Annotated in this window: 9 protein-coding genes; 2 read left to right on the forward strand and 7 right to left on the reverse strand. The window is 72.1% G+C overall.

Features of this window, described 5'->3' with window-relative positions:
* Positions 1–54: 54 nt before the first annotated feature.
* Complete coding sequence (locus POL25_RS10805; protein ID WP_272085871.1) at positions 55–1623, reverse strand: MYXO-CTERM sorting domain-containing protein; 1569 nt, start codon at positions 1621–1623, stop codon at positions 55–57.
* A gap of 171 nt (positions 1624–1794) precedes the next feature.
* Between POL25_RS10805 and POL25_RS10810 the strand changes: the two genes are divergently transcribed.
* Positions 1795–2370, forward strand: coding sequence for a hypothetical protein (locus tag POL25_RS10810; protein WP_272085872.1), 576 nt, complete (start codon positions 1795–1797; stop codon positions 2368–2370).
* A 135-nt stretch (positions 2371–2505) separates the two neighbouring features.
* On the opposite strand, the gene POL25_RS10815 is transcribed toward POL25_RS10810, so the two are convergent.
* Both POL25_RS10815 and argS read right to left on the reverse strand, forming a co-directional pair.
* The gene (locus POL25_RS10815; protein ID WP_272085873.1) at positions 2506–2898 is read right to left on the reverse strand and encodes an MAPEG family protein; all 393 of its coding nucleotides are present in this window, start codon (positions 2896–2898) and stop codon (positions 2506–2508) included.
* Between the two features lie 172 nt (positions 2899–3070).
* A complete protein-coding gene (argS, locus tag POL25_RS10820; RefSeq protein WP_272085874.1) occupies positions 3071–4882 on the reverse strand; it encodes an arginine--tRNA ligase in 1812 nt (603 codons plus the stop codon).
* A gap of 77 nt (positions 4883–4959) precedes the next feature.
* Here argS and POL25_RS10825 point away from each other — a divergent pair, with 77 nt between their 5' ends.
* On the forward strand, positions 4960–5103 hold the full coding sequence (locus tag POL25_RS10825) for a hypothetical protein (RefSeq protein WP_272085875.1): 144 nt from the start codon (positions 4960–4962) through the stop codon (positions 5101–5103).
* A gap of 16 nt (positions 5104–5119) precedes the next feature.
* On the opposite strand, the gene POL25_RS10830 is transcribed toward POL25_RS10825, so the two are convergent.
* The 4 genes from POL25_RS10830 to POL25_RS10845 all read right to left on the reverse strand — a co-directional run bounded on the left by POL25_RS10830 (position 5120) and on the right by POL25_RS10845 (position 13732).
* Positions 5120–7663 carry a DUF4185 domain-containing protein gene (locus POL25_RS10830; RefSeq protein WP_272085876.1) on the reverse strand — a complete coding sequence of 848 codons (2544 nt, stop codon included), beginning with the start codon at positions 7661–7663 and terminating at the stop codon, positions 5120–5122.
* Positions 7664–7810: 147 nt separating this feature from the next.
* The gene (locus POL25_RS10835) at positions 7811–11008 is read right to left on the reverse strand and encodes a response regulator (protein WP_272085877.1); all 3198 of its coding nucleotides are present in this window, start codon (positions 11006–11008) and stop codon (positions 7811–7813) included.
* Between the two features lie 7 nt (positions 11009–11015).
* Positions 11016–12602, reverse strand: a complete 1587-nt coding sequence (locus POL25_RS10840; RefSeq protein WP_272085878.1) for a response regulator — start codon at positions 12600–12602, stop codon at positions 11016–11018.
* A 287-nt stretch (positions 12603–12889) separates the two neighbouring features.
* A complete protein-coding gene (locus POL25_RS10845; RefSeq protein WP_272085879.1) occupies positions 12890–13732 on the reverse strand; it encodes a bile acid:sodium symporter family protein in 843 nt (280 codons plus the stop codon).
* Positions 13733–13809 lie beyond the last annotated feature (77 nt).

Raw genomic sequence — 13809 nt, forward strand, 5'->3', positions numbered from 1 at the left:
TCTGAAACGACATGCCCATCGCGCCGCGCGTCGGCGCGAGCGGCTCCGCTTCGCTCACGCGCCGCGGCGGCGACGCAGGCCGAGCAGCGCGAGCAGGCCCCACGCAGCGCCGGCCGGGGCGCCGTCCGACTGGCACGCGCACGAGTCGTCGGCCCCGTCCGCGGGCGTGCCGTCGCTGTCGCTGCTGCTGTCGCCGGTCTCGCTGGCCGCGTCGGTCTCGCCGGTGCTCGCGTCGGTGCTCGCGTCGGTGTCGCCGTCGCTGTCGCTGTCGGTCTCGCCGGCGCTGGTGGTCGGGGCGGCCGTGCCCTCGACGGTGATGGTGATCGTGTGCTCGGCGGTCTGGTCGGCCTGGTCCATCACCAGCGCGGTCAGCTCGAAGCTGCCGGAAGGCAGGTTGCTGAGGGTGAACTCGAGCGCGGCGTTGTAGTCGACCACGTCGGCCACCAGCGCGCCGTCGTGCTTGACGAGCAGCTTCCAGCCGTAGCCGCCGTAGTCGTCCCACGGCTCGAACTTCACCGTCACGGCGTCGCCCTCCTGGAACACCGCGCCGTCCTCCGGCGCGGTGATGGCGATCTCCGGCGGCACCACGTCGGGCCCGGGCGGGGCGTAGATCGCCGACAGCGTGCGCGTGTCGTCCTGCAGCTCGCCCTCGTTGCAGTGGCACTTGTTGACCCCGACGCACGCGCCCGACTGGCCCTGCACGGTGATGGTCGGGGTGCACTCGGCGCCGAAGCCCATGTCGATCGGGGCGTAGGTGTCGTAGCCGAACGCCATGACCCGATCGTTGCCCTCGGTGTGGCCGAGGCCCATCGTGTGGCCGATCTCCTGGCTCGCCACGTTGGCCTGGTTGCTCGTCGAGTCGTTGTTGACGAACGCGTAGCAGACGTTGCGCAGGCCGAGGTCCTCGCAGTCGGCGCCCGGAGCCACGCCGCCCGAGGGGCCGGCCACGGTGTCGCTGTAGTGGCCGCCCATCATGATCATCACGTAGGGCAGGACCTTCGGCGGGCGCGCGAGGTAGACCACGCGCAGGGCCCAGGCGGCGAAGTCGGCCTGGACGGCCTGGGCGACGGCGATCGCCCGCTCCTCGCCGCCGGTGTAGACCGGGTACTGCGAGCCGGTCTTGGCCAGCGCGGACCAGTTCTCGGCCGAGTTGTCGCCCATGCCGTTATAGAGGACGCCGCCGGTGTAGTTCATGTAGATCGTGCCGCGGCGCGGGTACTCGGTGCCGCGGCGGAACTCGCCCGGATAAACGCCGCCAGGGACGGCGTCGGGGTAGGCGCACAGGTCGTCGGCGCCGGGCCCCTCGACCTTGCTGCGCGCGACCTCGGGGCGGGCCGCGAACGGCGAGATCACCGGCGCGCCGTTGGCGACGGCCTCGGGCACGACCATGCCGCCGAGTTGCACCCACCCGGGCGGCAAGCTGCCAGGCTCCTTCTCGACCACCGGCCGGCCCTCGTGCGCGGCCAGGTCCGCGAACGTCGCGCCCGCGTCAGGCCCGGGCAGGAGCGGCACGGCGTTGACGGCCCCGGGTCGCAGATCGAGCACGACCGGCCGCGCATCAGGGGCGTACGGGTTGGCCACCGCAGCCGCGGCGAGCGTGAGGACCAACGTGAGGCTCGACATCGGACGATCGTAGTCGCGGATTGACCCTGCCCCGCGGACCGCTACGATCGCCCCGCCGTGCGCGACCTCTCCCCCGTGCCGCGACTGCGGGCCTTCGTTTCGCGCGTCGCGTCGCGTGGGCCCGCCCCGGGGCGTTCACTCGGGCGGCGGAGCTGCGCCGCCGCGCGGCTCGTGAAGCTGGTCGTGGCCGTGGCGATCGTGGGCGCGTCGCTCGAGGTCCGGGCGGCCGAGCCGACGCCGGCGGCCCCGTTCCGCCGCCGCGGCGGTGAGCTGGGGCTGTTCGCCGACAGCAGCATCGCCAGCCAGTTGACGCTGGTCGGGGTCGGTCTGCGCGGCGGGTACTTCCTGCGCGAGAGCGTGGAGATCGGCGGAGAGCTGCAGGCGACGGTGCTGCTGGCGTCGCCGACCGATCCGTCGCAGCGGCCGCGCGCCGGCGATCCCACGGCGGCGTTCCGCGTCGCGCCGATGGTGCGGTGGATCCCGCTGCGCACCGAGAGCTTCGCGGCCTATCTGCTCGCCGCCGTCGGGCCGCAGGTGCTCGGCGCCCGCGGCGGGGTGCTGGGTCACGCGGTGGCGGCCCCCGGCGCGACGATCCACCTCGGCGGCCGCGTCTGGCTCGACCTGGCGATCCGCTTCTCGCTCAGCTTCCCCGGCGGCCGCTGCCGCGCGGCGTTCTCGGCCCCGGCGGCGCCCGGCTTCTGCGAGCTGCAATTCGGCCCGCAGATCGGCCTCCTCGCGGTTTTTTAAAGAGTGGAATCACATGTCCTTCGGGGCATGCTCTCCACGAGGTGCTCTCTCTCAAGGACATGTCCTCCGCGACATGTCCTCTTCAGCATGCGCGAGAGGACATGCTCCGAAGAGCATGTCCCGCGCGCCAGCCGGCTACGCCCACGCCGGGCTGGTGAGCAGCGCCAGGCTGGCGCCGAAGCCGACGCTCCACACCAGCGAGCGGGCGTAGTGGACATCGGCGAGGTAGAGGATCGGGTAGACCAGGCGCGCGCCGATGTAGGCGAGCGCGAGGCAGTCGACCGCGCAGACCTTGGGGGCGGCCACGGTGGCCACCAGCACGCCGGCGGCGAACAGCGGGAAGCTCTCGATCTGGTTGGCGTGGATCGCCCGGGCGCGCGCGCCCCAGCCGGTCAGGCGCTCCTGCTGGGCGCGGGGGTTGCGGTTGTCGTAGCCGCGGCCCTCGCGGGCCTGAGCGGCGGCGAGCGGGAACTTGCTGAGCGGATGGAGGAGCGCGGCGGCGAACAGGCACCAGAGGGCGACGGTCATGGCGCGGGACGCTATCACGAAGGCCCCGCCGCGACCTGCGGGCAAGCCCGCGTCCACGCGGTCCGCGGGGCTCTGCGAGCAACTTTGCGCAGGTGCGAGCCGGCCTGAGCAGCTCGAAGCGAACTCGACGGCGAGGCCGAACCTCGCCGCCCGAGCGCGGCGGCCTCGGCCGTCACATCCGCCGCGGCACCGCGATGCCGAGCACCACCAGCGTCTCGCGCAGCGCGTGCACGAACGCGTGCACGAGCAGCAGGCGCGCCTGGAGCTGCTCGCCCTCGCTCGGCTTCACGCGGCAGTTGTCGGCGTTGTAGAACCGGTTGAAGGTGCGGCACAGCTCGAACGCGTAGGTGCACACGACCGACGGCCGCAGCTGCTCGGCCGCGGCATGCAGGACCTGCGGCAGGCGGTCGAGGGCCAGCAGCAGCTCGCGCTCCTGCGGCTCCTTGAGCGCCGCGGTGATCGCCTGCAGGTCCGCCTCGCCGGCGAGGATCGCCGGGTCGAGCGATTTGCCGACCTCGCCGCACTCGCGGAGGATCGAGCCGGCGCGGGCGCCGGTGTACTGCAGGTACGGGCCGGTGTTGCCGTCGAGGGTGAGCCAGGCCGCGAGGTCGAACACGATCTTCTGGTTCACGTCGCGGTTCAGCATCCCGTACTTGATCGCGCCGAGGGCTACCATGCGCTCCGCGGCGTCGATCTCCTCCGCCGGCCACTGGCCCTCGAACTGCTGGAACCACGTCTTGCGCAGGTGCGCCGTCATCTGCTGGCGCAGGCTGCGGAACAGCACCACGTTGCCCTTGCGCCCGGCCATCGGCCCGTCGGGCAGCTCGACCATCTCGTAGGGCACGTGCTGGCAGCGCTCGGCCTGCGGGAAGCCCATCTTCTTGAGGGTGAGGAAGACGTGGCGGAAGTGGTCGCTCTGGCGCACGTCGACGACGTAGATCGAGCGGTCGATGCGGTACTCCTCGAACTTGAGGCGGGCGAGCGCGAGGTCCTTGGTCGAGTAGAGGCTGGTGCCGTCCTGCTTGCGCAGCATGAAGAACGGCATGTGCTTGACCTCGTCGTTGACGACGCCGACGGCGCCGTTGGAGACCACGAAGACGCCCCGCTCGAGGAACTCGGCGACCAGCTTGAGGCCGGGCTCGTCGACCTCGCTCTCGAAGAACACGCGGTCGAAGCCGACGTCGCACCAGTCGTAGATCTCGGCGAACTCCTCGAGCGACCACGCGCGGGTCTCCTGCCACACCGCCATGATCTCCGGCTCGCGCGCCTCGAGGCGATGCAGGATCTCCGACGTGCGCGCCTTGGCCTGCTGCAGCGCGCTCGCGGCCTCGACGTCGCCGGCCTGCGCCTGGTCCTCCCAGGCGTCGAGCTGATTGCTGGCGGCCGCGTAGAGCTCGCCCAGCCACTCGCCGCGGCGGTCGGCCGGCGGGGTCCGATCGTGGAGGCGATCGAGGAACCACCACAGGCACTTGGCGATGTGAGCCCCGACGTCGCCGAGGTAGTTGGCGGCCACGACGTCGTCGCCGGCCACGCGCAGCAGGCGGACCAGCGAGTCGCCGAGGCACAGGTTGCGCATGTGGCCGACGTGGAACGCCTTGTGCGTGTTGGGCTGCGAGAACTCGATCATCACCCGCACGCCGGTGGCCGGGCGCCTCACCGGCTCGCCGCGGGCCAGGCGCGGCAGCACCAGCGCGGCGGCGCGGCCGAGGTCGAGGGTGAGGTTGACGTAGGGGCCGGTAGCGACGGCGCGCGCGAACAGGCCCGAGGGCTCGCCGAGGCTGGCGGCGATCTCGGCGGCGATCTGCGGCGGGCCCTTGCGCAGAGCCTTGGCCAGCTTGAAGCACGGGAACGCGAAGTCGCCGAGCGTCGGGTCCGGCGGGGCCGTGAGGCTGGCGGCGACCTCGTCCTCGGTGAGGCCGGCGGCGGCGGGGAGGACCGGGTGCAAGGCGCGGGCGACCGCGGCGACGAGCGAGCCAGGATGCATGGCCGGCGAGGGTAATCGCGCGCCGGAGCCCCTGCAACCGGGGCGCGCGCCGCGTCGGGCCGTGGTAGAAGCGGCGCGTGGGCAACGTCTACGCGCTCGTGGCCTTCGGGCTCCTGTGGCTGGTGCTGGCCGCGTTCTTCGTGCTGCTGATCCGCACGCTCATGATCCAGGCCCGCCGCCGCCGCGAGGGCGACCCGCGCGTGTGGGAACACGGGCTGTGAGCCGGCCGCCCGCCGCTCACTCCCAGTGGATCTCGACCAACTTCAGGGCGCCGCCCGGGTCGAGCTCCGACCACGCGGGGCCCTCGTAATACGTGAGGTAGTCGACGGCGCCGCCGGCCTGCGCGAGCTCGGGGTGGAGCAGCGCGTCCTGGATCGGCGGCGCGCCCTGCAGCGCGGGCGGCCGGTACAGCTCGGCCGCCTCGGACCACGGTCCCTCGAGCTGCGGCGCGGTGCGCAGGACCACGACCGGTTCGTCGCGGTCGGCGTAGACCGCCACGAAGGCGCCGGCGTGGTCGCTCCAGTGCACGCTCATCGCCCCGGCGCCGGCGAACACGGCGCTCGCGCGGCGCGCCGAGGCCGACCAACCGGCGCCGGTGTAGTGGCGCCAGGCCCCGCGCTCCAGCGCGTGCGCCAGCGGGGCGCGCATCAAGTTGCAGGCGCCGCGCCGACCGCCACAGGTGAACGCGTACAGGTGATCGCCGACGCTGAGGGCCGCGGCGACGGGCAGCTCGTCGGCGCCGAACAGCAGGGTCGGCTCGGCGCTGCCTTCAGCGACCGCGGGGCGGACTGGCCGGCCGGCGAGGTCGTCGCGCCACACGGCGATCGAGCTGCCGACGTGCTGGTTGTCGGCGTTGTCCTCGAACTGGATGACCTTGCGGTAGAAGATCAGGACACGCTGGCGCGCGTGGTCGTGCACCATCGGACCTGGCCAGAGGGACACCCGCGGGCAATCGTAGCTGGCGAGGCACGCGCCGTCGTCGTACGCGAGCCCGTAGCGGGCCTCCCCGGCGGCGTACGGCAGGAATTCCGGGTCGACCGCGGCAGGGATCGCAAACGGGTGCAGGCCGTCGCGCGCGTCGAGGTCGTCCGTGACCGCGGCGGCCGTGACGTCCTGGCTCGGCGAGCCCACGTCGGTGGTGACGCGGAACCCCCACAGCGCCCGCGAGCCGAGGCCCACGCTGTGGCCGCCCTGCTCGACAGCGGGGCCCCCGTCCCGCAGCGGAAGGTCGCCCAGCGGGAGCGCCTCGGCCACCTGCAGCGCCGGCGGAACGCCGCAGCCCGCCAGCATCACGAGACATGTCCCAGCGAGCATGCCCGATCGGGCATGTCCTTTTCGCCATGCTTTTTTAAACATGTCCGAACAGCCCGCTGATGCGAGCCCCCGCTCGCGCAAGCCGGACGCCGGGCCGGCCGGCGCGGCGCCGTGACCCGACCTTTTGAACATGCCCGAACGAGCCGACGGGGTCGGCCGCTCGGCAGAGGCGGGCGGCGGCGTCGGTCCGCTCGGCTCGCCATTGCAATCTGTCCTTTCGCGCATGCCTGAACGAGCCGCCGAGCGGCGCCGCCGCCCGAGCCCGAGCAGACCGAGCAGCAGCAGCGCGGGGGCGCCCGGCTCGGTGCTGCGGCAGCCGCAGCCCTCGGCGGCCAGGCAGGTGGCGGGCGGCTGCCAGTCCGAGTCGACGGGGACGAAGTTGAGCGGCGTGACCTCGCGGGTGCCCGCCCACGAGAACTCGAGGCTGGCCGACATATCGCCGAGGCTGCCGCGCAGCACCAGCTCGCGCGGGCCCTCGCGCTCCTCCGGCGCGACGCAGTCGTCGGCGAGCACGATCTGCTCGGGCTGCGTGAGCTCCGGAATGTACGCGATGTCGCCACCGGCCACCGACCACGTGACCGGCAGGCCGAACACCAGGTCGTCGCCGGCGTCGCGCGCGACGGCGCGGGCCCCGAACGGCACCGAGGTGCGGCCGATGAGCGGCGCGTCCGAGTCCTCGAGCACGAGATAAGCGCCGGCCAGCTCGAGCGAGGTGACGGTGTCCGCCGCCACCCCGGTGATCCGCGCGAGCGGCCAGCTGTGACCGGCGAAGTTGAAGGTCGCCTCGGCCTCGGTGCCCTCGAAGGTGACGATCGCGAGGTGCTCGCTCGGGTAGGTGATCGGCGGCCGCCCGCGCGTGGTCGTCCAGGTGACTTCGGCCGGCTCGGACTGGCGGGCGACGACGTGACGGGTGCCGCGCTCGAACAGGTTGACGCCGACCTCGAGCTGCTGGCCGGCGACCAGCTTGAGCTCGCGCGGCAGCGACTCGAGCCAGTCGGCGCCGAAGGTGGTGACGATCGGGTTGTCGCGCACCGCGTGTCGCATGACCATGCCGTCGAGCCAGGGCGCGGCGCGAGCCTCGACCTCGGCGGGGTCGACCACGCGCATCGTCACGCGATCGGGCGGCTGCCCCGGGGCGCCGCAGGTCGCGTCGACGGTCCACACCACCTCGCCGGGCGCCGCGGCGACGAAGCAGCCCCCGTCGGCCGTGACGGGGCCGCTGGCGTGCACGCCCGCGTCGTCGCAGGTGGCCGCGTCGGGGCAGGCGTCGCACGCGAGCTGCGGGCAGATCCGCGTGCCCGTGAGCACCAGGTACGGCGCCTCCCAGTAGGTGTCCGCGAGGTAATCACCGCGCAGATCGAGGTCGTCGACCGAAAGGCGAAAGTCACCGCGCTCGCTGATCATCTCGGGCGGATCGCAGGCCGTGAACACGACTGCACAGGATGCCATCAACCAGACACGTCCCATGTCACCACCATAACCGCACGACTCGCGGCTGTCGAAGCCTTACCGATGTTTTGCGGGCGTGGCGATTTGCCACACCGCGATCTTTCATTCACGACGCCGTGAACACGACGTCATGCAGCTCGACGAGGCGGCGAAGGTCTGGCGCGCTCAGGCGTACATCCACACGCGCAGCAGCGACAGCAGGCGCTCGGGCTCGACAGGCTTGGGGATGTAGTCGGAGGCGCCGGCGCCGATGCACTTCTCGCGGTCGCCTCGCATCGCCTTGGCGGTGAGGGCGATGAGCGGCAGCGCGGCGAACCGCGGGTCCTTGCGGATCTCTCGCATGGCCTCGTAGCCGTCCATCTCCGGCATCATGACGTCGAGCAGGACCGCGTGGATGTCGGGGTTGTCGCGCAGGATGGCGAGGCCGCGCCGGCCGTCCTCGGCGTACAGCACCCGCATCTTGTGGCGCTCGAGCACGCTGGTGATGGCGAAGATGTTGCGCACGTCGTCGTCGACCACGAGCACGCGCTTGCCGGTGAACACGGGGTCGACGTCGAGCTGCTGCGCGAGCTGCTGGTGACGGCGCGCCGGCAGGTCGACCTCGACGCGGTGGAGGAACAGGGCCGTCTCGCCCAGCAGGCGCTCGAGCGACCGCTCGCCGTCGACGACGACGGCCTCGGTCACGCGGCCGAGCTCCTGCTCCTGCTCGGCGCTCAGCGGTTGGCCGGTGTGCGCGACGAGCGGCAGCCCGCGCAAGCGAGCGTCGCGGCGGACGGCGCGGATCAGCTCGAAGCCGGCCATCGCCGGCAGCTCGAGGTCGACCACCACGCAGTCGAACGGCCGCTGGCGCAGCAGGCCCAGCGCCTCCTCGGCGCTGCCGACCGGGGTGATGACCACGTCGGCGCCGCCGATCAGCGCGACCACGGCGTCGCGCCGGTGCGGGTCGGCCTCGACCAGGAGCAGGCTGCCGACGCGGTGCTCGCCGAGGCCCTTGACATCGGCGAGCGCGACGGCCAGCGCCTCGCGCGAGACCGGCTCGAGCAGCACGGTCAGCGCGCCTTGCTCGAGCCCGGACGCGCCGGCGTCGACCTCGGTGCCGGAGACCAGGTGCACCGGGATGTGGCGGGTACGCGGGTCGTGCTTGAGGCGGTCGAGCACGGTCCAGCCGTCGAGGCCGGGCAGGTCGAGGTCGAGGATGATCGCGTCGGGGCGGACATCGCTGGCGAGCGCGAGGCCGTCGTCGCCGCGCAGGGCGACCAGGCCCTTGAAGCCCTTCTCGTGCGCGAGCTCGAGGGTCAGGCGGGCGAAGGTGATGTCGTCGGCGATGATGAGGAGGGTGCGGTCGCCGGGGACGATGCGCTCGCGGTCGTCGTGGAGGGTCGGCGGCGCGATCGCGGCGGGTGGTTCGCCGGGCAGGTCGAGCGTGCTCGCGCCGCCGAGCACGGCCTCCGGGGTCTGCGGGATCAACAGGGTGAAGGTGCTGCCGGCCCCGGGGGTCGAGCGGACCAGGATCTCGCCGCCGAGCAAGCGGGCGATCTCGCGGCTGATCGAGAGGCCGAGGCCGGTGCCGCCGTACCTGCGGCTGGTGGTGCCGTCGGCCTGCTGGAACGCCTCGAAGATGATGCGCTGCTTGTGCGGCGGGATGCCGATGCCGGTGTCGGTGACCGAGAAGGCGATGACCTGGCCGGCGCGGCCGTGGCGGTCGGGCGCGGGCTCGATGCGCAGCTCGACCTTGCCCTTGTCGGTGAACTTGAAGGCGTTCGCCAGCAGGTTCTTGAGCACCTGCAGCAGCCGCCGCGGGTCGGTGTAGACGACGGGCGGGACGTCGGCGCCGACGAGGATCTCGAAGCCGAGCCGGCGGGTCTCGGCGACCGGCCGGAAGCCGCGCTCGACCTGGTCGCGCAGCGCCTCGACCATGACCTCGTCGATGTCGATGCCCATGGTGCCGGACTCGATCTTCGAGAGATCGAGGATGTCGTTGATGAGCGACAGCAGCTCGGAGCCGGCGCTGTGGATCGTGCGGGCGAACTCGACCTGCTTGGCCGCGAGGTTGCCCTCGGGGTTGTCGGCCAGCAGCTGCGCCAGGATCAGCAGGCTGTTCAGCGGCGTGCGCAGCTCGTGCGACATGTTGGCGAGGAACTCGGACTTGTACTTCGAGGACAGGATCAGCTGCTGCGCCCGCTCCTCGAGGTCGAGCTTGGCCCGCTCGATCTCCCGGTTGTTGCGCTCGACCTCGAGGTTCTGCTGCTGCAGCAGCTCGCTGCGCGCCTCGAGCTCGCGGTTGGTCTGCTGCAGCTCGTCCTGCTGCAGGCGCAGCCGCTCCTCGCTGGCTTGCAGCGCGTGGGCCTGCTGCTCGAGCCGGCGGTTGGTCGCCGTCAGCTCGCGCTGCTGGCCGCGCAGCTCCTCGGCGAGCGACTGCGACTGGGCCAGCAATTGCTCGGTACGGGCGTTGGCGGCGAGGGTGTGGAGGACGATGCCGATCGACTCGGTGAGCTGATCGAGGAAAGCCAGGTGGATCTCGCCGAAGGCGTAGACGGAGGCGAGCTCGACGACGCCCTTGACCTCGCCCTCGAAGGTGACCGGCAGGACGACGACGTGGCGCGGGCGGACCTCGCCGAAGCCGGAGCCGATCCGCAGGTAGCCGTCGGGCACGTCGGCCAGCAAGATCCGCCGCTGCTCGAGCGCGCACTGGCCGACCAGACCCTCGCCCAGGCGCACGACCTGGCGCACGGCCTCGACCGGCGCGGCCCAGCTCGACGCCAGCTGCAGTCGCCGCGGCTCGTCGCCCGGCTCGCCGCCCTCGGCGAGGTAAAACAGCCCGAGCTGGGCCCGCACCAGCGGCGCCAGCTCGCGCAGCATCAGCGCCGCCAGCTCGGCGCGGTCGCGGTGGCCCTGGAGCAGCCGGGTGACGCGCGCGAGGTTGGTCTTGAGCCAGTCCTGCTCGTTGTTCTTGCGGGTGGTGTCGCGTAGGTTGGCGATCAGCAGGCCGATGCTGTGGGCGAGCGCGCCGAACTGGCCGCGGGCCTCGCCGGAGATGGTGCGGGTGAGGTCGCCGTTGGTGACGGCGACGACGACGTCGGCGAGCTCCCGCATCTGGCTCCCGAGCGAGGAGACCATGCTCTCGACGCCGTCGGTGGAGGAGAAGCCGCCGGCGCGGGCGGCCTCGGCGCGGACGCGATCGAGCTCGCGGGTGAGTCGGCGGTTCTGGTCGAGCAGCTCGTTGCAGGCGGTGTAGAGCTCGCCGGCGACCCCGGGTTCGCCGACCGGCAGGCGCCGCGCCGGGTCGAGCGAGCGCAAGGTGTCGAGCAGCGGCCGCAGTTCGGGGGCTTCGGCGAGGCTGCGCGGCAGGGTGACTCGCGACATGGCGACTCTACGTAGCGAGCAGTCGGAACAGATCGTCGAGGTCGATGGGCTTGACGAGGTGGGCCATGAAGCCGGCCTCGAGCGAGCGCCGGCGGTCCTCGGGCTGGCCGTAGCCGGTCATAGCGATCAGGCGCGTGCGCACGTCGGGCTCGGACTGGAGGATCTGGGCCACGCGATAGCCGTCGAGCCCGGGCAGGCTGATGTCGATGAGCGCGAGCTCGGGGTGGGCGGTCCGGATCCGCTCGAGCCCCTCGTGCCCGCTCTCGGCGACCTCGACGCGGTGCCCGAGCAGCTCGAGCTGGTCGGCGAGCGTGGCCCGGATGTCGGGGTTGTCGTCGACGATGAGGATGTGGCGCGAGAGGTCGGGCGCGACGACCTCGCGCGGCGGCGCGGCGGCGGTGACGGGGGCGCCGGCGCGGACCGGCAGGCGGATCACGAACTCGGACCCCTGCCCCTCGCCGCGGCTGTGCGCGGCCACGCTGCCGCCGTGGAGCTCGGCGAGCCGCTTGACCATCGCCAGGCCGACGGCGAAGCCGCCCTCGGCGCGGTCGCGGGCGCGATCGTTGTGGACGAAGAGCTCGAAGATCCGCGGCAGGACCTCGGGGCGGATCCCGCGGCCGTTGTCGCGGACGCGAAACTCGAGCTCGTCGCCGTCGCGCTCGACGGCGAGGGTGACGGTGCCGCCGGGGTCGGTGCAGCGGGCGGCGTTGTTGAACAGGTTGACCAGCATCTGGGCGACGCGGTCGGGGTCGGCGACCAGCTCGAGCCGGGCCTCGGGGAGCTGGACGTCGAGGCGGTGCTGGCGGGCGCTCAGCAGCGGCTGGCTCATCTGCGCCGCCTGCTGGATGACGGCGGCGACGTCGAGCGGCTGGTGGCGCAGCTCGATGGTGCCGGCGGTGTAGCGCGAGGCCTCGAGCAGGCCGTCGACGAGGCGCACGAGGTGCTGGACCTGGCGCTCCATGGCCTGACGCGCGCGCTCGAGCTGGAGGGTGCCGGGCTGGGCGCGGCGCAGGGTCTCGAGGGCGATGGCGATCGGCGTCAGCGGGTTGCGCAGCTCGTGGGCCATGACGGCCATGAATTCGTCCTTGCGCCGGTCGGCCTCGGCGAGCACCTGCGCGCGCGCCTCGAGCTCGGCGACGGCGAGGCGGCGCTCGGCGGCCTGGCGCTCGGCGGCCCGCAATTGCTCGGCCTGGCGCCGGACCTCCTCGGTCTTGCGATAGAGGTCGGCGAACACCGCGACCTTCGAGCGCAAGATCTCGGGGACGATCGGCTTGAACAGGAAATCGACCGCGCCGAGGGCATAACCGCGGTGGACCTGGGTGTCGCTGCGGTTGAAGGCGGTGAGGAAGATGATCGGGATCCGCCGCGAGCGCTCACGACCGCGGATCATCGCGGCCGTCTCGAAGCCATCCATGTCCGGCATCTGGATGTCGAGGATGATGAGCGCGAAGTCCTGCTCGAGCAGGCACTTGAGGGCGTCGACGCCCGAACGCGCCTTGACGAAGTGAGCCCCGATGTCCGACAGCAGAGCCTCGAGCGCGAGGAGGTTGTTCGGGTTGTCGTCGACCAGCAGGATGTCTACGGGCGCTTCCACCGGGTGTGCTCCCCTCGTGAGAGCAGCCTATCGGTGTTCGTTCCAAGATGGCGGCTGCGGCTCCGCGGGGTCCTCACGCACACGCCCTGGTCAGCACGCACGACGGCCGCGAGTGCGGGGGTGGCGCGCTCCCCGCGGCGCGAGAGAATCACCGTTCCGTGGTGATACGACGATGTTCCGCGGCGCCGCGACGCAACCGGGGCACGCGGCGGTGCGGCCGCCGAGGGCGGTGCGACAGGGGCCGTAGGTCCGCGCTTGAACGGATCCTCCGGACCCCCACGCACGGGTCAGGCGGATCGGCTCGTGCCGCGGTTGACGAGGTAACCGAAGGCGGCCGCGGTGAAGAACATGATGAGGCTGTAGACCGCGGGCGGCACGGCCATGGCGGTGTTGTTGAGCAGGGTCGGCGCGCTGGCGATGGCGATCGCCAGGGTGCCGTTGTGGATCCCGATCTCCATGCCGATCGCCACCGCCTGGCGCTTGGGCAGGCGCACCACCACCGGCACGAGGTAGCCGACGGCCATGCTGACGAGGTTGAAGGCCAGCGCGGCCAGGCCGACCTGCTGGAAGTACTCGACGACGTGGGCCCGCTCCTTGGCCACGGTGGCGCCGATGACGGCCAGGAGGAACACGGCCGAGAGGATCTTGACCGGCTTCTCGAGCCGCGCGGCGAAGTCCTGCTTCTTGCTGCGCACGAGCATGCCGATGCCGACCGGCACGAGCACGATGGCGAACACCTGCACGACCTTGTCGAACTGCAGCGGCAAAACCCTGCCCTCGCCCATGAAGTGCACGAGCGAGTAGTTGACGATGAACGGCAAGGTCAGCAGCGACAGCACGCTGTTGACGGCGGTGAGGGTGACGTTGAGGGCCACGTCGCCCTTGGCGAGGTGGCTGAACAGGTTGGCCGTGGCGCCGCCCGGCGAGGCCGACAACAACATCAGGCCGACGGCGAGCGCCGGCGGGAGGTCGAAGCCGGTGGCGATGGCGAAGCACACCACCGGCAGCACGAGCATCTGACAGAAGAGGCCGACGAACACCGGCTTCGGCATCAGGACCACGCGCTTGAAGTCCTCGAGCGTGAGGCTGAGGCCGAGGCCCAACATGATGACGCCGAGCGCGATGGGCATCAAAACCGCGGTAAGAACACTGGACTCCACGCGAGACCTCCGACGTTCGCACGATACCCCGACGCCCACCCGCGCCC

This window comes from Nannocystis bainbridge (assembly GCF_028368995.1).
Classification (GTDB): domain Bacteria; phylum Myxococcota_A; class Polyangia; order Nannocystales; family Nannocystaceae; genus Nannocystis; species Nannocystis bainbridge.

Excerpts from the sequence above, each read along its gene's own strand:
- POL25_RS10835 (WP_272085877.1), bottom strand. The coding sequence starts at position 11,008 with ATGTCGCGAGTCACCCTGCCGCGCAGCCTCGCCGAAGCCCCCGAACTG.
- POL25_RS10805 (WP_272085871.1), bottom strand. The coding sequence starts at position 1,623 with ATGTCGAGCCTCACGTTGGTCCTCACGCTCGCCGCGGCTGCGGTGGCC.
- argS (WP_272085874.1), bottom strand. The coding sequence starts at position 4,882 with ATGCATCCTGGCTCGCTCGTCGCCGCGGTCGCCCGCGCCTTGCACCCG.
- POL25_RS10830 (WP_272085876.1), bottom strand. The coding sequence starts at position 7,663 with ATGGGACGTGTCTGGTTGATGGCATCCTGTGCAGTCGTGTTCACGGCC.
- POL25_RS10845 (WP_272085879.1), bottom strand. The coding sequence starts at position 13,732 with ATGCCCATCGCGCTCGGCGTCATCATGTTGGGCCTCGGCCTCAGCCTC.
- POL25_RS10815 (WP_272085873.1), bottom strand. The coding sequence starts at position 2,898 with ATGACCGTCGCCCTCTGGTGCCTGTTCGCCGCCGCGCTCCTCCATCCG.